This is a genomic window from Aquimarina longa SW024, from assembly GCF_001401755.1.
Taxonomy (GTDB): Bacteria; Bacteroidota; Bacteroidia; order Flavobacteriales; family Flavobacteriaceae; genus Aquimarina; species Aquimarina longa.
The window spans coordinates 1-25,163 of sequence record NZ_AVQK01000029.1; the positions used below are offsets into that span (position 1 = coordinate 1).

The following is a 25,163-nucleotide window of genomic DNA, read 5'->3' on the forward strand; positions in this document are numbered from 1 at the left end:
TTTTGAGTTTTTCAATAAAGAAACTTATTTTAAAAACTAACTATGCAAACTTATTCTGCTATAATTTATTACATAGAATAGATATCTAATCGATTTTATGTAATAAAACGATCTAGAAGAACGCGACCTACTAAAATTTTCTGAAAAAGAAAATACATGTCATAAAGCAAATGTTAATAATATAAAACATAGAAGTATTTAATATTCTGACGGGTATAGTTTTAAATACTTTGTATCATAAGGAAATGAAATCTCTTGGTGTTTTTTATTCTTATGTCCACAATATTTATTGACAACACACCCTCCGCATTTTTCAGGTTTAATTTTATCAATTGCAAAAGGTTCTTGTTTAGCGCTAATAATTTTTTTATACTGGTAAAAGGCTTTTGAAAAAGATCTTCATTATCAGCATCTAAAACTATCTTTTTGGTACAAACTTTATGTATGTAAGGTATATCTTTTTTGTAATCGTAATACCAATAAATTAAATAGCCATACTTTAAATCAAATTCCGTTATAGATTTCAAATAAGTTAATAATTTCAACATGCTATCAGTAAAGTTTGATGTTCTGTTATAAACTCTGAAATTTCTTCCAAATCTTGTATTGAAAAGTTTGAACTCTGAGGGTTCGGGGTCACAAGCTAAACCCCCTGTATTTACAGGGGGTTTTTGATTTTAACACTTTTTCTTCCTCTCCAAAAAAAGCATTATTTATGACAAAAAAACGTACATTTACGACAACAATTGTACGAAAACTGTACGAAAATGAAAGGCACTATTAAACTATATACATCTGATGGAGAAACTGACGGAATGTATCCCATCAAAATAATTGTTACACATAAAGGAGCTACAACAAGAAAAACAATTGGACATTCATTAATACAAGAATGGAACATCAAAACAGAACTTCCTCTACCTTCTCATTATGATTTTGATGATCTGTACCCAAAGATACTCGATTTAAGAAAAAAAGCTATAACATCTAAATTTAAAAGCTTTATTAGTATTGATCGTGCTATCAACTTTATACTAGAGAATGAAACTACTAACAATAAAGTTTCTGATTTTAATTCTGTACTGTAAAATCGTTTCTTCATTGTTCTAAGATATTTAGTTAAACATAAACGGTCTTAAATATCTGTCCGAATTAAAGGTAGTAACTCCATAGTTTTCCTGTTTACTTAATTGTAAGAAAAAATAAATCTATAGATGAATCGTTATAAGAATTTTAAAACTTATTAGATTTGTATGTTCATAATGATAAATAGATACCTGTTAAAATAATCACATACAATTAATTAGAGTTTAATTTTTGTAACAGAAGTTAGTGTATTATTATAAAATCAATCTAACACAAATAGACTGCTAATAATTTAAATATATCAATGAAAAAAATAATACTAATTATCTTAATTACTTTTTACCATAATTATTCTCAAGGACAAGATGTAATAGAATCTACCGAGCCAAATGAATCAAATTCAAATAATACTATTCTTACAAAAAAAGATTGGTTACAAAATAAATTAAACAAAAAAGTAACCTATGACAAAACAGCTAAAGATTTAATAATCATAAATAGATATGATGGATTATTAGAATGCTATGATTTAAGTTTAAATAAACAATGGGCTTTTAAACCTTCAGACACTTTACGGCTTAATAATGGTGGGAATCATTTTTTTTATAAGAATGGGGCAATCTTCACAGCTTATATGACAGGATATGTTTATGCCCTAAATGTAAGAAATGGTTCTGTATTCTGGGCTGACAAAGTGGGAATAGATGGCGAAAAAAATCATTTTACTTCTCAATCTTTAGCAATAGCTAAGGATAAATTATTTCTTACATCTCGAACCAATAGAAATCTTTATGCCATAAACTCTTTAAATGGTAAACTAGAATGGAATTATGAATTAGTATCTCCACATAGTTATAGACCATATTTAGCTTTAAATGATAAGGTTTTCATTAATAATGACCCTTTGGTTAATTCTTTTGAAATTGAAACGGGTAAACCTTTAATTCAAAAGAATTTTGAGTCAAATATTGGTAAAGCAGTAACAGATGGGGAATTAATAATTATTCCTTTAACTAGAGGAGATAAAATTGTTAGTTTTTTGCCAGATACATTTGAACAAAAATGGGAATTTATATTTAAAGATGAGTATTATAATGTTGGAGAAAAAATATTTATAGATGATGATAAAGTATACTTTGCAACAGAAACTAATGGTGATAGTTCAGGTGTATATTGTTTAAACGCAAAGGATGGAAGTTTAATTTGGGAAAAAACTATTGAGGGTGATATAAAAAAACTAGAAAAATCTAATGGAACTATATATGGGTATACAAATGAAAAAATGATATTTTCAATCACTATAAAAAATGCTGAATTAGACAAAATTAAGACAAAGTATCAACCAGCATCTAATATTGAGATATATAATGAATCCTTATACTACTATGCAAAAGAAGGGTTGATTAAATATGATTTTGAAAAAAAGAAAGAAGAAATTGTTGTACCATATAGAGGGAAGGAAAAAAGAAGGTTTAATTCACAAATATTATTTATTAAATAATTTAAACTATTATCAAAAAGATATAAGTGTTAAATTAAAAACTTAAATAAAAAATGAGCATTAACTTTTTTTTAGTTTCGTTATTGTTTGCAACAATAAATTCATATGCTCAGGTAACATTAAAACAACATCATTTTTTTTCTGTTGGAGATACCATCGTTGAATATTATAATAGACTACCTCAAAATCCTATAGATATAGGAGAGCCAGGGGAGAATAAAGTTTGGGATTTCTCTAATTTAGATGCTATTGCTGTTAATAAACAAACGATTAAATTTCTCGCCCCAAAAGAAACTCCGTTTTACGCAGATTATCCAGATTCCAATATTGTCTTGTACTCAAATAATGGATACGAAACATGGTCATTTATGAGAGTTTCTACAGAAAAAATAACTAATTTAGGTTATGGTCTATTTGTAAATAAAGAAAAGCGTACAGGGAATTATGGAGGAATTGATATGAGTTTTCCTCTTAAATATTTAGATAAATCCTCAAATGAAACGATCAATGAAAGAGTTCTAGTGAAAAATAAACAAGGACAAGACTCTATAAAAGTGAAAACAGTTTCAAATCATATCTATGATATAGATGCATGGGGAGATGTTATTTTACCTAAAGGAACATTTTTATCTCTTCGCTTAAAGTATACTTTAAATGTAACAAATTATATCTACCAAAAACGAGCAGATAAATGGGGGTTACTTGTAAAACCAGAAACAAAATCAACAATATCTTATAAATGGTGGACTGACGACAAAAACACAAAATATCCAGTTGTACAAATAGTCATGGATGATGCTCATAAAAAACCAATAGTTGTTAAATACTTAGAAGCTATTCCATTTTCAGAGATTATCAATGAGGTCAAAGAAGAAACAATAAAAGTATATCCAAATCCTGTAAAAGAAAAATTGTTTATTGAAATACTGGCAATCGAAGAAACTTATACTACGATATATTCAATTCAAGGAAAAATAGTAAAGAATTTAAAGACAAATATTTCAAAAATTGAAATAGATGTAAGTGCTTTTTCGGCAGGGATTTATTTAATAATTAACAGGAGTAAAGCAGGTAAGATTATAGGGAAAAGTAAATTCATTAAAAAAATGTAATACTCTAACCCCTATAAAACACTACACAAAATCCCTAATATCAAAATCACGACAATCTTCATTTATTTTCGGATGATTATGAGTAGCTAAATGAATATTCAATAAATCAGATACATGCTGTTGTAATTGAGGAATTTGCTCGTTTAATATCTCTAATGATTCGGTGTTTTCAATTTTCATGGCTATAGGCAATGTTTCTGTAGTGAGTTCTTTTTTATTTAGTAATGTTGTTATTTTTTGCAATTCTTCAAAGTTGATTCCAGTATTAAAATCTTGATCATTTATCGTTGGAAAATCAGATTTTAACTCTTCCTCAGTTAATTCCCATTTATTAACCTGAACTCGATCTAAGGATTTTAGCAAAACAGTGCTAATTGTGATGTGTTTTCAGTTTTAAATTTAATAGCTAGTTTCTTTTCTTGAAAACAATAAGCAATAAGGCTAGCGACAAGATTGGTAATAAAATTACCAAAGCTTCTATGCCTGGAATGTTCTGCTTGGGCAATGTTTTTTAATTGATCATTTATAGTTTCAATTACGGATCTTTTCCTTAGTAGTATCTTATCTCTCATTGTCATTAATACATTTTTCATATTATTTTTAATACTAGTCACTAAATACAATCCTTGATCGAATAATATCGAAGTTAATTCCTTAGATATATAGCCTTTATCGGCATATAAACTTCCAAATATTTTCTTTAGAAAGTTGTCTCTTTTCAAAGGCGTCTTATCATCTACATTAGCCTGAATAATAATGAAATCAAGGAGTTCACCTTTATCGTTAATAATGATATGAACCTTGAAACCATAGAACCATCCCATTGTTGATTTTCCTATAGTAGCAATATCTTTAAAGACTTTATTATTGCTAATTCTCTTATTCTTGCAAGCTCTAATTGGAGTCGAATCTATAAAAGAAATACCTGTACACTCTCCCAAACAACAAGTCTTCAAAAACAGAGTCAAAGGCATTAGATTAGATTGCATTAATTCTACAAAACGATTATAAGAAACAGTATTAGGAAATTCACTTTGTAATTGTTGTTGTACATATAAAATATAGAAATGTTTAAAAGTTCGTATCCCACTTAAATGAAACAATACCGTAATAGTTACTATCTCGCTTGTAGACATCCTAAATTTTCGATTTCTGGTCTTTTTACCTGTGGTAACTTGTCTTTTTCGCATAGCAGGCTCATAAACAGCGTAAAAATCATCAATAGAACAAAATATTTCAGTAATTTTATCTTTAGAAATCATACGCAGAATAATTTTAGTTAATTGGAATTCAGTACTTTAATTTACTAAATATTCTGCTTTTTCTATACTATAAAATCTGTCTTCTTACGTCGAACTCAGGTTGAAATTATTCATTTATAAATAAGAGTCAAAAATATTAGTTCGTACAACCATCAATCAATTTTGTTTTGTAAGTATATATCCATCTTGCCAAATTTTTAAAAGTAAAAAAAATGGTTTTAAAATTTTGTGCGATTTTTTCTTGCAATTCCAATTTCATCAACAAGTCCATTTTATACTCAATTCTTATGAATAACCCAAAACAATCGTGTCTATCAAAAGAGTTATCCTTTTTATCATATGCATTAATATCTTTAAAAGTTCTAATCTATCTTGCTTATAGTAAAATGCAGTACTCACAATTTTTAAAAACTACTCTAAGTATAAGCCTCTTTATAATGGCTACAAATCGTATTATGGCTATATCAGACTCTATATGTTTAAAAAACAAAATCATCCCTTCACTTATTATTAGTGAGGTAAGAACAGCATTGTTACATTATCCCGAATTAGATGGAGTGGCTATAGAATTCAAGTTTAAGCCGTCTTTAAAGAAATCTTTTATGAAAGCACAACCAAAATTCTCCTCGCTTTTTATGTCAAAAAATAAAAGAACTTATTTGATTTTGATAAGTGAAACTTTTAAGATTGATGGTTTACAATTACATATTAAAGATATTCCTAAGAATGTAATGATAGGCTGGCTAGGTCATGAGTTAGGTCATATTATGGATTATCATAGAAGAAATAATTTAAATCTGATTTTTTTTGGTTTAAAATATTTGATTTCTTCAAATTATATCAGAGAAGCAGAACGTGTGGCAGATACATATGCTATAAAACATTCGATGAAACATTACATTTTAGCAACAAAAAAATTTATTCTTAATCATAGTTCACTGTCCGAAAAATATAAGGCTAGAATAAGACGATTATATCTATCTCCTGATGAAATTCTCTTATTAATAAAAGAACAAGAAGCTAATTAATAGAGATTCTATGTAGTTGTTTTCATTACAACATTTACAGAAATTGATTTGGTAAAGCAGGTATGAAATCCAGAAATTTTAGAAAAAAAACAAAATAGATATGGCAATTATAGGTTCATTAATAAAAGGAGCAATCGATTTAAAAAGTGCATTAACTCCTAAACTTAATCATATAGAAGCACAACAAAAAATATTAGAATCCTTATTAGAAACAGCTTCTGATACTGCTTTTGGTAAAAAATATGAGTTTAATACTATTTTAGAATCAGAGGATGTGAAGAAAGCATATTCTAATAAGATCCCTTATTTTGACTATCATCAATTATATGAAAAATGGTGGAGTAGAATAATCAGCGGTGAAGAAAACATTACGTGGCCAGGGAAACCAGATTATTTTGCATTGAGTTCTGGTACCACCGGAAAGAAAAGTAAGCGAATTCCAGTAACGAATGATATGATTGAAGCAATTCGTAATGCTGGAATTAAACAAGTTGAAGCACTTTCAAACTTTGATTTACCCGCAGAGTTTTTTGAAAAAGAAATTATGATGCTAGGAAGCTCTACAGACTTACAAGAAAAAAATGGACATCTAGAAGGAGAAATTAGCGGTATTAGTGCCAGTAATATCCCCTTTTGGTTTGAAGGTTATTATAAACCTGGTCGAGACATTGCAAAAATTGATGATTGGGATAAACGTGTACAGCAAATTGCAGAAAAAGCAAAAGATTGGGATATCGGAGCATTAAGTGGTATACCATCTTGGATGGAGTTAATGCTTCAGAAAGTTATTGATTATCATAATGTAAAATCCATACACGATATTTGGCCAAACTTAAAAGTGTATACTTCTGGAGGTGTAGCTTTTGAACCTTACAAAAAAAGCTTTAACAACCTACTGGATCACCCAATTATTGTAATTGATACCTACTTAGCTTCAGAAGGATTTATAGCTTATCAAGAACGTTCAGAAACTGATGCAATGAAGTTGATTACTGATAATGGAATTTATTTCGAATTTGTACCTTTTCAACCAGAGTACATCAATCAAGATGGTTCTTTAAAACAAGATGCTCCTTCAATAACATTAGCAGAAGTAAAAACTGATCAGGATTATGTACTACTAATTAGTACTGTTTCTGGTGCGTGGCGATATATCATCGGAGATACTATTGAATTTATCGATGTAGCAAGAGCTGAAATTAGAATTACTGGTCGTACTAAGTTTTTTCTTAATGTAGTGGGGTCACAATTATCAGTTAATAAGATGAATATAGCTTTACGCGAAATTGAAGATAAATATGATATTGAAATACCCGAATTTACACTTTCGGCGACTAGAATAGAAGAGGAATTTTATCACCATTGGTATTTGGGTACAGAAACTTCAGTAAAAAACACTGAATTAGCAGAAGCATTAGATAGAGTCTTAAAAAAAGCTAACAAAAATTATAAAGTTGCCCGAAATAAAGCATTAAAAGGAGTAAAAGTCACTACAGTCCCACTATCAATTTTTTCAGAATGGAGTGGGGCACAAAAGAAAAAAGGAGGGCAAGTAAAAATGGAACGTGTGATGTCTGAAGAAAAATTTGCCGAGTGGGAAGATTTTGTATCAGAGAATATTCCTAGCTAAAACTAATACGGGTGACGAACTACAAGTATATTATATTCACTATACTAACCTTTTTGATTTCTGGTTGTTCACTTTATGAACCTAAATACAGAGAACCTTTTGATATTTCTATTATTCCCCAAGAAAAAGAAATCAAAAAAATGTTTTACTTAATAGAAGATAAGACAGCTGCAATAGTCAATACCTAAAAATAAAGTATTTAAAATTTATGAAAATCTGTCAAAAGTTCCAAATAAAATAATGTATTGATTTATAGTGTTCTAATAGTTACTATACTATTTATAAAATGATTGGTATAACGAAGGGCTTAATAGATTGGAGCGAGAAGAGAAAAGATAGTTGAAAGATAAATAAGTTTTTCGACCTTCAAAAAGGTTGTGTGCTAGAGATTACAAATAATATTCAGTTGATCATATTAGATTCACAGTGGTATCTTGAAGATTGTGATAATCATCCAAAAATCAATGATAACTGTCCTGAAATCCATCGATTAATAAAATTAATTTGATTCACATAAAAAAGACTGTCTTTTTAGACAGTCTTTTTTACTTATTATTATGGTCATTTTATTTAAAACATAAATCCAATACCAGTAGAGAAAGTAGAATTATGAGCATCAGTATTTTCGACCACTTCAGAAAGTCCGTGTGTGTACCTAGCCTGTATAAAAAAGTCTTTGGTTAATTTCAATTCTATACCCGCAGCTAATTGAAAATCAAAATCTTTAATCTGATCAGTATTAAAATCTCCACCATTTCCTGTTGGATCAGTATCTATTTCTTCATTGATTTTGAAACCAAACTGAGGTCCTGCATGTATATTTAATCCTTCTATTAAGTAAACTTTAGCTAAAATAGGAACTTGGATATAATCAATTTGAAATTCTGCCTTTGGTGTAAGTAGTGTTTTTTCTATATCAAACCCCTGACCAGAATAAAAAGCTTCTCCTTGTAAAGAAAATCTATCCGAAATAAAGCTTTCGGCAACTAAACCAGCATAAAAACTAGTTCGTGATTTAGGGCTTTTAAAATCATCTCCTGTTATAGTAGCAAAATTAACTCCTCCACGTACTCCTAATCTAACTTGCATATCAGAATCTTGAGCTACAGCAGTAATACTACATAAAATAATACTAAAAAATAGGATTGTTTTTTTCATTTCTTTTGAGTTTTAATTATAATTTTTATCTAATCAAAATTACTTTTAATGTTTAGCATGGGTTAATCCATTTAACAGTGTCTTTGACTCATTAGATAGAAAAATGAGTTTTAACAAATTTTAAGGAATTAAGCGTAATTTTGATGACTATTACAACAAAGGGCTAAAAAATCGGGCAATACCTTCGGATAGTTTTCGTTTTAGAGGTCGTTTTTTATAGGTTTCATAGTTTAATAAAATACTATCGTTACAATCTGCTATAAAATCTTTACAAATACTTTCTGCAATTTTAGTATCATAAATTAAAGCATTGGTTTCAAAATTATGCTCAAAACTTCTATGATCAAAATTACCTGAACCTACAGAAGCTACTTCACCATCCACTACAATGATTTTACTATGAAGAAAATCATCTTTTTGCTGATATATTTCTATACCTAGAAATAATAATTCTTCAAAAAAAGATAACATACTATGTTTTGCCAGCCAAGAATCTGATTTTTTTGGCACTAACAATTTGATTTGAACTTCGCTTAAAGCAGCTATCCTAAGAGCTTCAAGCATAGCACTATTAGGAATAAAATATGGATTAGATATATATATATACTCTTCGGCTATATTAATCATTGTAATATATTGTTGCATAATTGATGGATGATCAGAGTCGGGTCCACCTGCTACAATCTGAACAGATACTTCTCCTTCTTTCTTGAGTTTTGGTAAGTAATAATCAGTCAATAATGACTCTTGATTACTGGCGAAATAATAATCTTTGATAAAAACTCTATGTAAGCTATCTACAGCAGGACCTTTAAGATACAAGTGTGTATCATCCCAAATACCCAAATCTGATTTAGGACTAATATATTTATCAGAGATATTAACACCTCCAGTAAAGCTATATTTACCATCTATAATTATAATTTTTCTATGATTACGATAGTTTAGAGTAAATAAAAAACTACCAAAATGTAGAGGCATTATAGGATACACTTTTGCTCCTATATCTTTAAATTTCTTAATAGCTTTTTTGCGCAATGAATAACTACCTATAGCATCATATAGAATTCTTACTTCTACACCACTTTTTATTTTCTCTTTTAATAGATCATATAATTTATCAACTAACTCACCTTCTTCAAAAATATAATATTGTATATGAATGAATTTTTTAGCTTTTTCTAAGGTTTTAAATATAGCGTTAAAAACCTCTTTTCCGGTTTGTAATACTGTAACTTGATTTGCTGGTTGTGTAGGAAAATTAGAACTGTTAAATAATAACTTGGATAATTTAGTATTTTTCTTTTTTTTAAATTCGACCTTTGGCTGTTTAACAATTCGATCTCTAAAAGTATCATCATATAAACGCCTTCGTACTGTTTGTTTTAATTTAAAAAATTTGAATCTTCTACGATTAATCCCAAAAACAATATATAATAAGATACCGATAAAAGGCAGAATTAAAATAATAATAAGCCAGCTTAATGATTTTGTGGGTCGTGAACCATAAAGGATAATATGTAATATAGATAGAATAGTCAGAATGGCATAGAGGCTAATAATAATTGCCATATTAGGTATACTTTAAGGTGGGTTTAATTATTTACTTCCAATTTAAAAAAATTAATATTTACATCCAGAAATATATCAAAAATAGATCATATGATACTAATAAAAATAAAAGAGTAGTAATAAATTACTACTCTTTTATTTTTATTTAGTGTATAAGTTTATACTTGATGTGGTTTAATATTGTCATAATTTAAGAACTACTTTTGTATATCACCTCATTTATACATAACTATTTTTTGAAGAGTAGAGAGTATGCTATTTTAAGAAACGGGTCTTAGAAATTAAGGATGTTGATAAGTAGTTAAAAAACGGATAGTATAATGTATTTTATCTATCCGTTTTTTTTATTTGTCTTGTGAAGAGATTAATTATCATCCGTTGCATCTTCTACAGCATCTTTTACTTCTTCTGCTCCTTCTTCTACAGCATCTCCTACTTCTTCTACTGCATCTTCTATTTTTTCTCCAGTGGTTTTCTTTTCTCTACAACTTATTGTAGTTGCAATTACAAGACAAAGTGCTGCAAAAGACGTAATTACTTTTTTCATGTTATTGTATTTTTAAGATTAATTATGCTTTAAATCTCTTACCAAATATGAGAGATAAAATAAATAGTACTATAAAGATGAAGAATAAAATTTTAGCAATGCTTGCAGCTCCAGCTGCAATACCACCAAACCCAAATATTCCTGCAACTATAGCTAAAATTATAAAAATAATAGTGTAACGTAACATAGTAATTGATTGTGTTTTAATTATTACTTCCTCTATTTTATAAGAGTGATTTGATTATCAAACCCTAATGATACAAATTTCTATAAATACTACATGAAGCCTTAACTGTATCAATAGGATTGTTAACTCCATTACTTTGTTTGTGTTTTTTCTTAGACAATAATAAATTAAAAAGGTATCTTTATTCACTACTTGTCAGTAATTGAATCAGATGAAAATAAAAGTAAAAGATGATAATATTAAAAATGTAGTCATTGACATTGCAAATAGTTTAGGTATTGACTATGAGGAGTCGCCTCATGAATATTGTGTGCGGTTATCCGAAGAATTTGGCTCTGGATATATAAGGTCTTTTCAGTTTGATTTTGGAATAGGCGTTATTGAGGCGGATTACTTATTAAAAAAAGATTTTCATTTTGAATTAGAAAAAGGAATTATTCATCCTTTAAAAATTATATTTAATAGAGAGTCTGGTTTCTATCATAAGTTTAAGAGTAATGAAGATTTTAATGAAATACGTCGGTTAGAGAATGTAATGGTTGCCAGTACACCAAAGAACAATCATTTTTTTAAGATTCCTGAAGGTACACCTATTTGTATTTTTAGTATTGAGATCAATAGAAAATTATTTGAAGAAAAAATAGAATCTTTTTTAACTAATATGAATGAAGATCTTATTGAATTATTTAGAGATGTAAACGGGATTAATCAATTTTATTATAAAAATTATTATAGTCTCGAGATTTCTAAATTTATTTCTGAATTTACAGAATGTGAACTTACGGGTTTTATGCGTCAAGTATATCTCGAAGGGAAGGTATATGAAATATTAACACATCAATTGCAACAATATTTAGATGATCTTAATGAGCCAGACAAAAGGTTAATTTTACGACAAGCTACTATAGAGAGTATAGAAGAAGCTGTGTCTATAATTAAAGAAGAAATTGATAGTATAGGCAATATTGTAAAGTTAGCAAAGCGTGTGGGTCTGAATCAAAATACATTACAGAATGGTTTTAAACAACTCTATAAAACATCAGTGAACGAGTATATTAAAAACTTTAGAATAGATACAGCTAAGGACTTACTAGAGTCTTCTAACCTTAATATTACCGAAATCACTTATAAAGTAGGAATTAATTCTAGAAGTTATTTTGCTAAATTATTTAAGAAACGTTTTGGTGTAAACCCAAAACAATACTTAAATCAAGTACGAAATAAAAAAGAAGATTCTAAATCAGCGTGATATAAAAGATTTAGAGGTAATAAAATTCTTTTATCTGCAAAAAATAGCATTTTCTATGGTAGTAAACTGGTCAAAATTGTTAGTATCTGTTTCAAAATTGTTAATCTATTTATTCTAAGTCTAATTTCTTTGTACAAAACAAAAAGTACAGCATAGATTTTAGTTACGGAATGCAAAAAATTGAAATAAATAGTATAGATTGTGCAAAAATTTTAGAACAATTAAATATCCATCTCAAAGGAAAATTAACTAATCAATGGGGAGAACATGTTCTGGAGTTTGATAATCAGATTGGCAAAGGAATAGTACGTAGTATCGCTTTTGATTGGGGGGTTTCTTTAGTAGATTATGATGTTAGATTTATACAAGACACTAAAATTGTATTTAATATTGAAAAGGCAAACCCTATAGGATTCATTTTTATATCTGAAGGTAGTCTAGACTACACTAATGATACAGAGGAGAAACCATATACTTTTGAACGTTTTCAAAACATTATTATATCTACTAAGAAATTTTCTAAAGAAAGATATACTTTTTCTAAATCAGTTACTATTAAAGTTAATTTCATTTATGTATTACCCATCGAATATGTTAAGAAAAAAAATAATAATTTATCATATTTAAGTAAGAGTTTATTTTCTGCTTTTAACGAAGAAAAGGCAAGATCACCATATAAACATTATGGTAATTATAACCTGAAAATAGCAGATCAGATTAAGCAATTACATGAAAATTATGAAAATGGTATTGTACGTACACTTTCGATTGAGGGACAACTCAATCTGATTATGGCAATGCAAATCTTAGAGCACAATAATTATGAAAACAATTTAGTATTACCAGAATCACTTACTAAAGAGGATATCAAAAAGATTCATAATCTATCAGGGTACATTATTGATAATATTTCAGAACCATTATCAGTTCAATCTCTGGCAATAAAGATTGGTATGAATTCTAAGAAATTACAACTTGGTTTTAGAGTTTTGTATTCTAAATCTGTGAACGAATATACAAGGCAACTAAAGTTAGAAATCTCTAGAGATTATATAAAAAATTCCAATGATTCTATTTCTGAAATAGTATACAAAATAGGATTTAAAAGCAGAAGTTACTTCTCAAAGATTTTTTTTGAACGATATGGAATTCTACCTAATGATTACAGAAAAAAAATCAAGGCAAAGTAATTAACATTAATATATTATTTTTTTGGATTGTATACAAAGCTGTTTTTTTTAATTTAAAAATACCCCCCCCTTCCTAATCTTAATCAAAATTATATAAATGTAGACAGAAAAGTAATAGTTAATCTTAGGTTTAAATAAAACTCATCAAAAGAAGAAGTAAAAGAGTTACTATTAGGTAATAGTATAATTATTATAAAGGTATATTATTATAATATACTGGTTCAAGCATAGAATCATACAATATATCATTCTTAAAAAAATCCTTGGCAATAGGATGAGCATTTAGTTTTAATATACTAGGAAGATTTAGAATATGATTTATTTCATCCATATCAGCTTTTGGATCTAACCAAGTATCAGATGAAGACTCAGGAATAAATACAGGCATCATGGTATTTAGGTTTTGAATTCTACTGACAATACCAGTAGCTTCAGTCATAAGCATTGAACAGGTAATAAAACCATCATCAAGAGTATTATAAACTCCTGCTATATAAAAAGGTTTTTTAGTATCTAGGTATACATAATAGGGGTATAAAGAACCATTATATAAATGATATATAAAAAAACCAGTAACAATTATAACACAACGCCTTTTGTGATAAGGTTCCTGAAATATTCCATTAGAATTTAAATTATCTTTAGAAACATTAAGAGTATCCAATGCTTTTTGAAAATCAGACCACTCATCTTCATAATTATCTGGTAAAAGACCCCAAATCGCATATGATATATGATTTGGATTATCTATAGTGATTACAGATAATGTAGCCTCTTTAGCACCATTAATAACAGAATTAGGGGTGTATAGTTTTGGGAATTTATACTTTATACCTAACTCCTTTTCGATGAATTCTCTTTCTGCAATATTTGAAATCTTCTTATACATTATTATAAATTACTTGTGCAAGTAAAAAAATAAAATAAAATGAAATTGTCTCGTATCATTTAAATAGTAGCGCATTTGAAAGTTATAATTGTTAAAATTAATGATTGTTTATTCTTTATACAAATGAGATATAGAAAAACCCAAAAACGTTAAACAAGCGGATCAATACCTGTTATTTTTGTGAAAAGCTTTCTGTATAATTGACTGAAAATCAAAATTTAATGTTAAAAAAAAAGATGTATGGAGAATTTAGTAGCGAGTTTTGATTCCGTTCCTTTTGAGTTTTATACTCTTAAAAAATTATTAAAAGGAGAAATTATAAAAGAGCAGGACATACATATACTTAAAATTAAAAACGAATTTGGTTATGGGGAAGTTCGTTATACAAGTTTACAAAAAGGATTAAGAATTTTTGACCTTACTATTTTGACGGTTGATGATATAGAGTTTCCAATGAATTTTTTAGTTACCGAGTCATTACAATTTTTATATTGTTTAGAAGGTGATTGTTCATATCAATTTGTAGATATTGATGAAACTCACCAGATAGAACAATTTCAAACTGCCGTCGTTCATAGCAATAATAGATTACAAAATCAAATCCTAATTTCTGGTGGAAAGCGATTAGTATTGAATATTATTTTTGTTGATAAAGAGGAGTATTTTAATAAACTAAGTAAAGAATCTAGTCAATTTGGTAAAAAATTATTACAATATATTAATGATAAACCAATGTATTTTCATTCTGGAAATTACAGTTTAAAAATAGCTGAACAACTCAAATTGCTTATAGATATAGAATACACGAATGAAATCTCAGAGTTATTATCTCAAAAAGGTAGATATTATCTCATTTTAGCAAAGCAAATAGAGAAGTTTTGTTTGGAAATAGATAATAATTCAAATAATAGTGGTTTGTTAAAGAATGAATTGAAAATGATTTCAGAAGTAAGTGATTTTATAAAAAAACACCCAGAAATACAGCATAGTATTAAAACGTTATGTCTTGAATCCGGTTTATCACCAGCTAAATTGCAAGAGGGTTTTAAATTTATGTTTGAAAGAACTGTTTCTGATTTTGTGAGAAATGTACGTTTAGAAAAAGCAGAAAATCTTATTAGAACAACCGAACTAACAATTTCTGAGATTGTATATTCTATAGGATTAACTAGTAGAAGTTATTTCTGTAAAATCTTTAAGAAGAAGTATCATTATAGTCCCAAAGAATATAAATCAAAAGATTATACCGCAAAATTATAAGGATATATAGTATTTCTATCTCATTCTTAATTTTTTAGAAATTAGGTTAAGTAGAATACTTTTGAATTTAGTTGTTAAAAAAGTTTTTTCTTAATCAGAAGACACCAAAAGAATTATATTAAATATACTTTTTTCAAAAAAATAAATGATTAAGTGAATGAGGTATCCAAATACTCATATAAGTTAATCTATCCCTATCAAGTTATTAAGTTTATGAAAAAAATGACAATATGTATTGCGCTATCAACTTCTATTTTGTTCTTAAGTTGTTTAGGGTCCTTTAGTGCTTTTAACGGTTTAAAAGATTGGAATAATGATTTAACAGATAATAAGTTTGTAAATAATCTTGTTTTTTTGGGGTTAAATATTATACCTTTTTATGGGCTATTCTTTTTTGGAGATGTAATAGTTTTTAATATAATCGAATTTTGGAGTGGTTCAAACCGGATCTATCTTTTTCTTTAGAAGATGCTAAGGTCACATCTCTTAATGATTATACAAACCATTACGCTGGCATAGATTTTAAAAAAGGAGAGTATGCTATTTATAGCGAAATTACTATTGCAGATGGATTTTTAAAAGGTTATATAAAACCTATGCTAACTAATACAAAACTTATAAGTAGAGAAGATAGTTTTTTAGACACATTTTAGGAAGGTTTTGTTGGTTTTTTTAAGTTTATAATGAAGAACCCATAAAAAAGATACGTTAGCAACTAAAGTACCTTTAGAAGAGGATTTAAACAATGTAGAAAGCAATACATGGGGTCACAATAGTTAAGATTTTTGAAAATGTATGGATTAGAACTTTTAAAGGAGTGACTGATGATTCTGTGAATTTTGAAGATGCTCAGAAAGCATCCAGTATAGGAAAATAATAAAGACTCTATCTTATTGAGTTATCCACTTAGTAAGATAGAGTCTTTAAAAAAAGTTTTTTTACTACTTTTCTAGACTTTTTGCAACAATCTTTTCTTTAAAAAACGATACTAATTTTAATTTAAATCTTCTAGTCTTTTTATAGAAGATAATCCATTCATAATTTTGTTTTTTTGTTGTTTAAGTATTGTTTGAGTAGTATTTGGTAAACTAGTTTCAGATAATACTTCATTATATTCTTCTACAGCAGCTTCTTCTCCTCGGATAGATTCTTCTAGCATAGATTCTTCATTATCTAATGAAAAAAGTGCTTTTACATCCATCCAAGTACGGTGAACAGAACCAGTTATGCTTCCTCCTTTATCAACTTCTTGACCAAAAGCTTTAATTTCAGTTTTTAATTCGTGTCCAAAATTATAGCGCTCTTGAGATTTCTGATTAAAATAGTTCTTTAATCCTACATGCTCTACATTTTCAGCTGCTTTTTTAAAACCTTTTTCAGCATCATAAGTTTTTTCTAGTAAATCATTCAGTTTGTTTCCAACTTTTTCAGAATACGTTTTCATAAGTATAACTTTTTTAGTGAACAGTAATTGTTTAGAGATGCTTACCGATTAACATCTTATTATGTAGTAAATAGTATTTATTCTTTTCTTTATTCTTGTATTATTCCTCTTATAACGACTACTATAACTCCAGATACAAATCCGCTTATAATTATAAATAGAAATTCAAGTGTCATGTTTTTGATATATAAATTCAGAATAAAGGTAATTTTATTTTCAAGCTATTATTTGCTCAAATAAGTGGAAAATTAACTCATTTAAAATTTAGTTTTTCTTAACTAATATAATTGTCATCAGCATTTTTGAGTTAATAAAAACCCTGATTGCGCTAAAGAAAATAGGATGTAATATTGATATTGTTATCAAATAAGAATGATAATGTAGATAAAGAATTACCAATACAGTTATGGTGTGCTTAAAATGAAAGCGAAATACAATTTAAAGATTTGTATTTAACTATCATCTTATTATCACTTTTATCAGTCTCTTAAAAAGCATAGATTGTCGAATATGTTTTTGATTAATAGCGGATTAATTTTATTGGTAAGGGAGGCTTTTATAGTTAATGAATAATCGACACATTAAAAAAATGAGAAAAAATAACAAAATCCAAGAATTGTTAATAATGGTTTTCGAGGCTGAAAAAAAATATTATGAAGCAGCTGAAGAAGTTCAGATTATAGCATTATCAAGATTTTTGAATTATCAGAGTCTAGAGAGAAAAAAATATGTTAATGAATTAGTTGAAGCATTTATTTTTAATAATATAAAACAAGAAACCTCTTGTATCGATAAAAGTAAAGAAGATCAAAAAGGATTCGAGGTAAAAAAGCCTTTAGAAAAATCTAAATACATTTCCATAGTCTGTCACTGCTTAGATTTTGATCAAAATATTATTGATAAATGCGTTATAATGCTTAGAGATAATACGATACCTGTAGATATTTTAGAAGTAGCTGTCCGATTGATGACATTTTTACTATTTCAAGGAATAGAGTGTGGTCAAATTATAGAAGAATTAAATATAGAAAATAATAAGTAATACTAAATTAAAGTTATACAAGTCAAACAATAATAATTCTAGGTAATTTTATTTTGCTTTATATATAACGATACTTATTTGGTATAGTCTAGCTATGAAATCTTCGCAAAATTCAATGTCTTTTTTACAAATTTTCATACATCCAATAAAATCTTTGCTATAGTGCTTTTACATTTTTTTGTACATAACAGAAGTTACGTTTTGCACTTTTTAGCTAAATTATGTGTTTTCTGTGAATTATCCTATTGTCCTTAGCTTCTGTCAAATATTCAGACACTTCTGCAGTAAGAATATTTACTTTTATAAAATTTTAAGCTCATTTATATAACCTTTTTTTAGGTAATCAAAAGCTAATTCTCTGTAAGTTGCGGAACATTATATTAGTACTTTGATCAATTTTTTAATTGTAAACAAATAATATCTCTACATACTTTCTCGTACCTTTGGTTTACCATATTCGGACTTATAAATCTGTATAACAATAAGAAATAGACTGATAAGTAATGGACCAAAAATGAGTCCTATAAAGCCAAATAAAGGGACGCCAACTATAACACCTATAAGGGTGATAATGGGATGTACATTATCTAATCTTTTTAAGACATATAATCGGACTAAATTATCGAAGGAGCCAACAACAATAATACCATAGATTAAAATTCCCCATGCCTGAAACGTGTGTCCAATAGAATGTGTAATTATAAAAACAGGTAGTATTGCTATAAGAGTACCAATAAAAGGAATCATAGATCCAATGGTAACAATTACAAACCAAAAAAATGGATCTTCTATACCAAATATTAAAAAACCTAGTAGAGCGACAACTCCTTGTATAATAGCAACTAATGGTATGCCAACGGCATTAGATCTCACCATTTTTTGACTTTCATTACCTATAATTTTTAAATTATCCTGATTGATGGGGATATAGTCAAAAAGAGATTCTCTCATTTTTTTTCGATTTGTGAGCATATAATATAGTAAGAAATACATAATCCCTATAGAAATAAATACATTAAACGTACCTCCCGCAAAACTTTGTAAACTTTCTGCTAACCATGAAGAAATAGCATCTGGATCTATTTGAGAACTGATATCATAACCCAATTGATTTTCCCAAGTATCTAAACGTCCTTTTATTGCAAGAATAACTTTTGTAGAATTTTCAGTAACATCACCAATTTTATTACCTAACATAAATAAGACTGTTATCACAGGCATTAATATACCTACGAAAGAGCTTGTCATTAAGGTAATTGCAGCAAGATCTGGATGCCATCCTTTTTGTGTCAATCTTACCATCCATCTGCGTAAAATAACATAAATAGTTATGGCTCCCAATATTCCCGAAAGGTACGGTAGAATCTCTCTAAAGATGAGTCCGCCGATTAATAAGATAAGTAGTAGTATAAAGATCTGCCGTATAATATTCGGGGTAATATTTTTCATTTTCTTTTAAATTAAGACTTTATTACTAGATGTCGTTTCTTTATCTTCTTTATGAAATAATAGATAATATGATAGTTATCCAATTAATTTTTATAAGGCTAGTTAAAGCAACATTATATAGCATTAATATAACACTTATATGAACACTAAGGCTTCTTAGTAAACTCTCCCCGTCAGTGATCAGGATAGTAATAATACTCTTCTAATATAATTGGTTAACTTAATCATCTAAATTAGTGTTGTTTTTCTTCCTTCATCATATCAAATTCTTTTGGCAAATCTAGTGTTCGTATTGGGAAAGGGATATTGATATTATTTTTATCATAAGCTTCTTTCATTAACATCATTGTTTCACTCTTAGCTTTGGCTACTTCTAAAGCAGAAGTAGAATTAATCCAAAATCGAAGTTCGTAATTGATAGAACTATCCCCAAATTCTCGCCATAAAAACAACACATCTTTTTTGTTCTCTACTGCTTCAAAATTGGAAGCTATGGTTTCTTTTGTGAGTTTTTCTACAAATCTTAAATCTGATTCATATCCTACACCACATTCTAATATCACACGTGATTGAGCCGTGGTAGAGTAATTCTTTATAGGGTTTTCTACCACTAGTTTATTAGGTATGTATACTAAGTTGTTATCTACTTGTTTAATGGTTACTGCACGTAGATCAATATCAATAACTTCACCCTCATAATCATTAGTTTCTATCCAATCTCCAAATTTTAAGTGCTTAATATAGGATAAAATAATACCAGAATAAGTATTGGCTAATGCGCCTTGTAATGCCAGACCTACAGCAAGACCTGCGACTCCTGCACCAGCAAGAATGGTGTTTAGAGCTTTATCAAGATTTAGAATTCCCAAAATCATAAATAACCCAAAAATCACTACCGCTATAGAAATTATTTTGGATATTAAGTTTTTCATTGATCGTTGTAAACGACTTTTGTTAAGTATTTTTCGAGCTAATTTACTAATGTATTTTGAAGCAATAAGAGCTATTATGAATACAAAAATAGCAATTAAGATGTTAGGTAAATTCACTACGATAGAGTTTAGCCAAAACTCTAGCTTTTCGTACATTTTATTCCAAGCATTAATTAGTTTATCATTCATTTTTTTGATTTTTAATTGTAGGTTACGGAAATCTGCTTATTTGTAAAAAGTATAATGAATATGGATGTCTATAATAATATAAGTGTTAAAATGAAACGACCTCTTAAATATTCCTAAGAGGTCATCTCGAAAACTAACCATATCTATCTGGAATTAGATATACTATTTAGTGAAAATTACTTTAGAATTTTTCAATTTTGATTTAAAAGAATTGATGTTTTTTACATACTTATATTGATCGTTGAATACACGATCTGGTTTTTCACCTATAATAATATGCTTTACGTTAAGGTCAGGTGCATTAAGAATTACACGATCTGATACTCTTAATTTTTTATCACTTAGGTCTTGATCTAATTCTTTTAATTCAGAAATAACATATAGTTTATCGTTAGACGCAATAATCTCTTTTATCTCAATAGAGTGTTCTTTTCCTGTAACCTCTGCCTCTACATTTAGTGTCAATTCTTCTTTCTCTCCAGAATTTGGCATATCAACATCAATAAAAGGTACTTCTACTTCTTCTTCTTCCATCACGATAACTACTTTAGGAATAGTAACTTTTCTGGTTTTAGTACCAACATTTACATCAGCCCAATCGATATCAAAGGTTGGTATCTGACCAGCTTTTGTATTAACGTCTACATCTACATCAGGTAGTTTTGCTTCTTTTTTTTGTTGTATATCACAACTACTAACTAACAGGATAATTATTATTAATCCTATAAAATTTTTCATAATAAAAAGTTTTTGATTTAAGATTATTAAGGGTTACTCACCAAATTTTAAAATATTACATTTGCTCTAATGATATATTTCTTATGTTTTTTCAGGCTCTAGTAGCAACCCTTATGTTTTACATTTCAAAACTAAGACTGATATTTTGATAAATTGTGCGCATATACAATTTTAATTAACTGTTTTGATAGTTATGGAAGATTAGTCTTGTAAGTATACTAAATAGCGATTGTAAACTTAGATTAAAGATTAATTTCTAAAATTGAATTTTTATTAGCAGATTCTAAAAATATGGTGTTGTAAGTTTTTTTAATCTGATTTTTATACCCTAAATACATTGTAGATTTATTGTCTTTTAAACACACATACTACATAAATAAACCAGGTAGAATAGCTTATGTCATAAATACAATAAAAATCAAGTATTAATAAAATATCTCCTATTAGTTAATCATAATATTATTTACTACTAGTTTAATATCTACTCCAGACATTAGTGGTTTTACGAAAATTATGAGTTCAACCAATATCGAGTTAAGTTCTGAAATTGTACCATCACTACTTGATAAAGTGATTTATGCTAATAAATTAAGCTTTAAAGTTTAAGAAATCAAAGGAGATGCTATTCTATTTTACAGAAACAGAATAAATACACTAAAGATAGTAATACAATTCCCAAAATTCTTGGTATCAAAATAGTTTTGGATTATGAGGAAAGAGATTAGTGCAGTACCAATTAGGTAAAATATAAAACTTATGGGAGAAGATATTATTATTGTACGTAGACTATTAAAGAACAAAATCTTAATAGAAGAGTATATTGTATTTTCTGAAGAGTTACTTTCTCAATATATAAAGATAGGACTATTGAACGTAATTTTGATTGGTAGGAGCTTCAAGAGCTCGAGACGAAATATAAATACAAATAGGAAAGGTAACTATAGTCATATTAATTTAAAGCCTTTGGTTGACTAGTGATTCTTTTATTAAAATTTTAAAATACTGTATCTTTTCTTCTATAGATATGATGTTTTTCATTACGTAGAGTTTTTAAAAATTTAGTTTTTTTAATGATATTTATTTCTTTTACAATAGAGTTAAGATAAATAGTATATGAGCAAAAGATGCTGTTTTACTCAAAGTATCTTTGTGTTAAACAAAAAAGGATAGTGATTTCCTATTTGTGATATCAGTAAATTATTAATCTTAAAAAAAGTACAAATGAATTATTTGAATATGAATGAGAAAAAGCTTTTACCTGTAGTATTAGAGCTAAACATTTTGTTAGCTGACTACAATTTATATTATCAAAAACTGAGAGGTTTTCATTGGAATATCTTAGGGAAAAATTTTTTTGATCTTCATGTGAAATTTGAAGAATTGTATAATGATGCAAAAGTAAAAATAGATGAAATAGCAGAGCGTGTTTTAACATTACAACATCATCCTGTGAGCCAGTTTAAAGAATATATCAAAATGGCTACAGTAGAGGAAATTACACCATTAATGGAAGATACCGAAATGGTAGAAGAGCTTCTAGGAGATCATAAGAAGTTGTTAACCCAAATGCGTTTAATATTAAAGCATGCGGATGAGGCTGAAGATGAAGGAACAATTGATCTGATTGGAGCTTATATTAGAGAGTTAGAAAAATCAAGTTGGATGTTAAATGCTTGGTCAAAGAATACTTCGGATCATTTAGATACCAGTATGATAAAAGAAGCATAATTAAAGAAAAAAAATAATAACCATTTAAAAATACTTTAAAAATGAAAACATTAAAATTAATAGTTACACTACTAATTATATTTACACTAACAAGTACAGTTGCTCAGAGTAACAAAGAAATTATAAAAACAAAAGTTACCAAAACATACGAGTTCAAAAATAACGGTAAAAAGATACCTTACAGGATTACTATATATAAAACAGCTAAGTCAAAAGTGATTTTAGAAAAAGCTGACAAAGGAAAACTAAACCAGAGTAGAAAAATTTCTCCTCAACAAGTGACAAAATTGATTTATGTAGATAATGATATGTATAGCGATTATGATAAATATATTGTGCTACGATATACCAAAGATGCTAATGATAGTTTTGAATTGAAGCCCACAGAAAGAGGGTTTAAAGTAATAGTTGATAAGAAAAATGTAGAATATATTTTTGGAGAAGGTGTATATTTTGTAAACAATGAAGATAAAGATTTCTTTTTTATAGATGAATTTGATTCGATTTAAAAGATTCAATTTTAAAAAAAAATAAATTCAAAAAACTCGCTTTAAAGGGAGTTTTTTGAATTTATTTTTTATGTATCTTAACATAATTTTTAAAAGATCTAATAGATAGAAAATATTCTATTTTCATTTTTTTAAGTCCAAATTAAAACATAATTAATCAAAGTTATAAATTACTTATATAATGTACGTTAAGCCAACAAATGCTATAGAGATTAATATTACTGCTAAAGATACGGAAGGAACTGTTAGACAGATCCAAGAGATTATTGGCGGAAAGATAGAAGAACGATGGGGAGAATATACACTTACAGTTAATAATCTTAATGCACATGGTTCCATTCGGTTTATTACATTTGACTGGGGAGTAAATTTATTGGAATACGATATTATATTCCATAAAGAGTTTGTTTTGATTATGGATGCTTCAGAATATAATCCTATTCATTTTGCTTATTGCCTTACAGGTTTCTGTGGGCATCGATTTGGGTATCAAAAAGAGATACATACTTTAGAACAGTTTCAGTCTGTGATTATTACAAGTCGTGATGGAGGTTATAACTATGGGTATTTTCCAAAGGAAGAGAAATTAGAAATTAACGTGATACAAATTGCAAGAAAAAAGTATTTGAAGAAGAGGCTCAATAATGTATCGCAACTTAATGAAAAATTATACAGGGTCTTTATGGATGAAGATCACGAAAACGCCTTTGCTTATTTTGGTACGTTTAATTTAAAATTAGCGGATCAAATAGGAGCTTTGCGTAAAGTAAAGCAAAAAGGAATGATTCGTATATTGAAAATAGAGGGTATGATTTATCAAATATTATCAATTCATATTCAACAACATGATCGTGCGATCAAAGAAGAAGTACTACCTACTACACTTTTGAAAAAAGAACTAAAACTAGTTAGAAGTTTAGCTAAAAAAATTATTAAGGATGTTGCTAAAGATTATTCTTTAGCACAGCTATCAGAAGAAATAGGATTGCCACAGGCAAAGCTTCAGGAAGGATTTAAGCTATTATATACTAGAACAGTTACAGAGTATATTCGCCATGTGAGACTTGAAGCATCTAGAGACATGATAAGGACTACTGATATGAATATCTCAGAAATTGTATACTCAATAGGGTTTAGTAGTAGAAGTTATTTCTCGAAAATTTTTAAAGAAAAATATGGTATTAGCCCTAATGATTTCAAAAGCAGAACCGAATTACCGGTGGTGGAAGCTGTAGGCGTATCATAATATTATTACTATTTGAATAGTTTTTTAATCATATAGAATATTCCATATTTCTTAATAGCACTTAGAGTTATAGAAACCCATTGATATGGTTGAAGCTCTTTTTTAAACTCAGATTTTAGTAGCTTCATTTCTTCTAGGCATATTTGTCGTTGCAGGCTGAGCTTATGAAGATCTTTTTCTATTTCCTTAAAGGAGGTATATGTTTTTCCCATAAT

Annotated in this window: 28 protein-coding genes; 16 read left to right on the forward strand and 12 right to left on the reverse strand. The window is 27.9% G+C overall.

What is annotated here, in order from left to right:
- The first annotated feature begins 767 nt into the window (after nucleotides 1-767).
- From N456_RS07045 to N456_RS07055, 3 genes are all read left to right on the forward strand, one after another.
- Nucleotides 768-1,088, forward strand: a complete 321-nt coding sequence (locus tag N456_RS07045) for an Arm DNA-binding domain-containing protein (protein WP_062055350.1) — start codon at nucleotides 768-770, stop codon at nucleotides 1,086-1,088.
- Nucleotides 1,089-1,390: 302 nt separating this feature from the next.
- The gene (locus N456_RS07050) at nucleotides 1,391-2,587 is read left to right on the forward strand and encodes an outer membrane protein assembly factor BamB family protein (protein WP_062055352.1); all 1,197 of its coding nucleotides are present in this window, start codon (nucleotides 1,391-1,393) and stop codon (nucleotides 2,585-2,587) included.
- Between the two features lie 53 nt (nucleotides 2,588-2,640).
- Nucleotides 2,641-3,699: a T9SS type A sorting domain-containing protein gene (locus N456_RS07055; protein WP_082422463.1), complete on the forward strand. Its 1,059-nt coding sequence runs from the start codon at nucleotides 2,641-2,643 to the stop codon at nucleotides 3,697-3,699.
- Between the two features lie 21 nt (nucleotides 3,700-3,720).
- Here N456_RS07055 and N456_RS07060 read toward each other — a convergent pair whose 3' ends face one another.
- Both N456_RS07060 and N456_RS07065 read right to left on the reverse strand, forming a co-directional pair.
- Nucleotides 3,721-4,062 (reverse strand): hypothetical protein, encoded by a 342-nt coding sequence (locus N456_RS07060; protein ID WP_062055356.1) that lies wholly within the window; start codon nucleotides 4,060-4,062, stop codon nucleotides 3,721-3,723.
- Complete coding sequence (locus N456_RS07065; protein ID WP_148639224.1) at nucleotides 4,056-4,961, reverse strand: IS982 family transposase; 906 nt, start codon at nucleotides 4,959-4,961, stop codon at nucleotides 4,056-4,058. The genes N456_RS07060 and N456_RS07065 overlap by 7 nt, the downstream gene beginning before the upstream one ends.
- Nucleotides 4,962-5,248: 287 nt before the next feature.
- Between N456_RS07065 and N456_RS07070 the strand changes: the two genes are divergently transcribed.
- The 3 genes from N456_RS07070 (at nucleotide 5,249) to N456_RS24305 (ending at nucleotide 7,807) form a co-directional block, all read left to right on the forward strand.
- A complete protein-coding gene (locus N456_RS07070; RefSeq protein ID WP_338021348.1) occupies nucleotides 5,249-5,989 on the forward strand; it encodes a hypothetical protein in 741 nt (246 codons plus the stop codon).
- 100 nt (nucleotides 5,990-6,089) lie between these two features.
- Nucleotides 6,090-7,619, forward strand: a complete 1,530-nt coding sequence (locus N456_RS07075; RefSeq protein WP_062055362.1) for a GH3 family acyl-acid amido synthetase — start codon at nucleotides 6,090-6,092, stop codon at nucleotides 7,617-7,619.
- 11 nt (nucleotides 7,620-7,630) lie between these two features.
- Nucleotides 7,631-7,807: a hypothetical protein gene (locus tag N456_RS24305; protein ID WP_158447844.1), complete on the forward strand. Its 177-nt coding sequence runs from the start codon at nucleotides 7,631-7,633 to the stop codon at nucleotides 7,805-7,807.
- 382 nt (nucleotides 7,808-8,189) lie between these two features.
- Here the strand turns inward: N456_RS24305 and N456_RS07080 are convergent, their stop codons facing one another.
- The 4 genes from N456_RS07080 to N456_RS23650 all read right to left on the reverse strand — a co-directional run bounded on the left by N456_RS07080 (nucleotide 8,190) and on the right by N456_RS23650 (nucleotide 11,083).
- The gene (locus N456_RS07080) at nucleotides 8,190-8,777 is read right to left on the reverse strand and encodes a porin family protein (RefSeq protein ID WP_062055364.1); all 588 of its coding nucleotides are present in this window, start codon (nucleotides 8,775-8,777) and stop codon (nucleotides 8,190-8,192) included.
- Nucleotides 8,778-8,927: 150 nt separating this feature from the next.
- A complete protein-coding gene (gene cls, locus N456_RS07085) occupies nucleotides 8,928-10,349 on the reverse strand; it encodes a cardiolipin synthase (protein ID WP_062055366.1) in 1,422 nt (473 codons plus the stop codon).
- Nucleotides 10,350-10,713: 364 nt separating this feature from the next.
- Complete coding sequence (locus N456_RS07090; protein ID WP_062055368.1) at nucleotides 10,714-10,896, reverse strand: hypothetical protein; 183 nt, start codon at nucleotides 10,894-10,896, stop codon at nucleotides 10,714-10,716.
- Between the two features lie 22 nt (nucleotides 10,897-10,918).
- Complete coding sequence (locus N456_RS23650; RefSeq protein WP_082422464.1) at nucleotides 10,919-11,083, reverse strand: DUF1328 domain-containing protein; 165 nt, start codon at nucleotides 11,081-11,083, stop codon at nucleotides 10,919-10,921.
- A 211-nt stretch (nucleotides 11,084-11,294) separates the two neighbouring features.
- On the opposite strand from N456_RS23650, the gene N456_RS07095 reads away from it, so the two are divergent.
- A complete protein-coding gene (locus N456_RS07095; RefSeq protein ID WP_062055370.1) occupies nucleotides 11,295-12,332 on the forward strand; it encodes a helix-turn-helix domain-containing protein in 1,038 nt (345 codons plus the stop codon).
- Between the two features lie 170 nt (nucleotides 12,333-12,502).
- The gene (locus N456_RS07100) at nucleotides 12,503-13,522 is read left to right on the forward strand and encodes a helix-turn-helix domain-containing protein (RefSeq protein ID WP_062055372.1); all 1,020 of its coding nucleotides are present in this window, start codon (nucleotides 12,503-12,505) and stop codon (nucleotides 13,520-13,522) included.
- Nucleotides 13,523-13,712: 190 nt separating this feature from the next.
- Here the strand turns inward: N456_RS07100 and N456_RS07105 are convergent, their stop codons facing one another.
- Nucleotides 13,713-14,411 carry an SOS response-associated peptidase gene (locus N456_RS07105; protein WP_062055374.1) on the reverse strand — a complete coding sequence of 233 codons (699 nt, stop codon included), beginning with the start codon at nucleotides 14,409-14,411 and terminating at the stop codon, nucleotides 13,713-13,715.
- A gap of 240 nt (nucleotides 14,412-14,651) precedes the next feature.
- Here N456_RS07105 and N456_RS07110 point away from each other — a divergent pair, with 240 nt between their 5' ends.
- From N456_RS07110 to N456_RS07115, 3 genes are all read left to right on the forward strand, one after another.
- Nucleotides 14,652-15,671, forward strand: coding sequence for a helix-turn-helix transcriptional regulator (locus tag N456_RS07110; RefSeq protein WP_062055376.1), 1,020 nt, complete (start codon nucleotides 14,652-14,654; stop codon nucleotides 15,669-15,671).
- Between the two features lie 222 nt (nucleotides 15,672-15,893).
- Nucleotides 15,894-16,136, forward strand: a complete 243-nt coding sequence (locus N456_RS23655) for a DUF3332 family protein (protein ID WP_338021350.1) — start codon at nucleotides 15,894-15,896, stop codon at nucleotides 16,134-16,136.
- Nucleotides 16,100-16,324, forward strand: a complete 225-nt coding sequence (locus tag N456_RS07115; protein WP_062055378.1) for a hypothetical protein — start codon at nucleotides 16,100-16,102, stop codon at nucleotides 16,322-16,324. Before N456_RS23655 ends, N456_RS07115 begins: the two co-directional genes overlap by 37 nt.
- 341 nt (nucleotides 16,325-16,665) lie before the next feature.
- Here N456_RS07115 and N456_RS07120 read toward each other — a convergent pair whose 3' ends face one another.
- Entirely contained in the window at nucleotides 16,666-17,115 is a 450-nt protein-coding gene (locus N456_RS07120; protein ID WP_062055380.1) for a ferritin-like domain-containing protein, read from the reverse strand.
- A 589-nt stretch (nucleotides 17,116-17,704) separates the two neighbouring features.
- On the opposite strand from N456_RS07120, the gene N456_RS07125 reads away from it, so the two are divergent.
- On the forward strand, nucleotides 17,705-18,157 hold the full coding sequence (locus tag N456_RS07125; RefSeq protein WP_062055382.1) for a hypothetical protein: 453 nt from the start codon (nucleotides 17,705-17,707) through the stop codon (nucleotides 18,155-18,157).
- A gap of 423 nt (nucleotides 18,158-18,580) precedes the next feature.
- Here the strand turns inward: N456_RS07125 and N456_RS07130 are convergent, their stop codons facing one another.
- The 3 genes from N456_RS07130 to N456_RS07140 all read right to left on the reverse strand — a co-directional run bounded on the left by N456_RS07130 (nucleotide 18,581) and on the right by N456_RS07140 (nucleotide 21,465).
- Nucleotides 18,581-19,606, reverse strand: a complete 1,026-nt coding sequence (locus N456_RS07130; protein WP_062055384.1) for an AI-2E family transporter — start codon at nucleotides 19,604-19,606, stop codon at nucleotides 18,581-18,583.
- Nucleotides 19,607-19,839: 233 nt separating this feature from the next.
- Complete coding sequence (locus N456_RS07135; RefSeq protein ID WP_062055386.1) at nucleotides 19,840-20,727, reverse strand: mechanosensitive ion channel family protein; 888 nt, start codon at nucleotides 20,725-20,727, stop codon at nucleotides 19,840-19,842.
- Between the two features lie 162 nt (nucleotides 20,728-20,889).
- Nucleotides 20,890-21,465: a hypothetical protein gene (locus tag N456_RS07140; RefSeq protein ID WP_062055389.1), complete on the reverse strand. Its 576-nt coding sequence runs from the start codon at nucleotides 21,463-21,465 to the stop codon at nucleotides 20,890-20,892.
- Between the two features lie 756 nt (nucleotides 21,466-22,221).
- On the opposite strand from N456_RS07140, the gene N456_RS25230 reads away from it, so the two are divergent.
- The 4 genes from N456_RS25230 (at nucleotide 22,222) to N456_RS07155 (ending at nucleotide 24,948) form a co-directional block, all read left to right on the forward strand.
- Nucleotides 22,222-22,440 (forward strand): hypothetical protein, encoded by a 219-nt coding sequence (locus N456_RS25230; protein WP_338021349.1) that lies wholly within the window; start codon nucleotides 22,222-22,224, stop codon nucleotides 22,438-22,440.
- Nucleotides 22,441-22,686: 246 nt separating this feature from the next.
- A complete protein-coding gene (locus tag N456_RS07145) occupies nucleotides 22,687-23,193 on the forward strand; it encodes a Dps family protein (protein WP_062055391.1) in 507 nt (168 codons plus the stop codon).
- Nucleotides 23,194-23,234: 41 nt separating this feature from the next.
- On the forward strand, nucleotides 23,235-23,702 hold the full coding sequence (locus tag N456_RS07150; RefSeq protein WP_062055393.1) for a hypothetical protein: 468 nt from the start codon (nucleotides 23,235-23,237) through the stop codon (nucleotides 23,700-23,702).
- Between the two features lie 181 nt (nucleotides 23,703-23,883).
- Entirely contained in the window at nucleotides 23,884-24,948 is a 1,065-nt protein-coding gene (locus tag N456_RS07155) for a helix-turn-helix domain-containing protein (RefSeq protein ID WP_062055395.1), read from the forward strand.
- A gap of 8 nt (nucleotides 24,949-24,956) precedes the next feature.
- Here the strand turns inward: N456_RS07155 and N456_RS07160 are convergent, their stop codons facing one another.
- The gene (locus N456_RS07160; RefSeq protein WP_062055397.1) at nucleotides 24,957-25,160 is read right to left on the reverse strand and encodes a DUF6327 family protein; all 204 of its coding nucleotides are present in this window, start codon (nucleotides 25,158-25,160) and stop codon (nucleotides 24,957-24,959) included.
- Nucleotides 25,161-25,163: the final 3 nt, after the last annotated feature.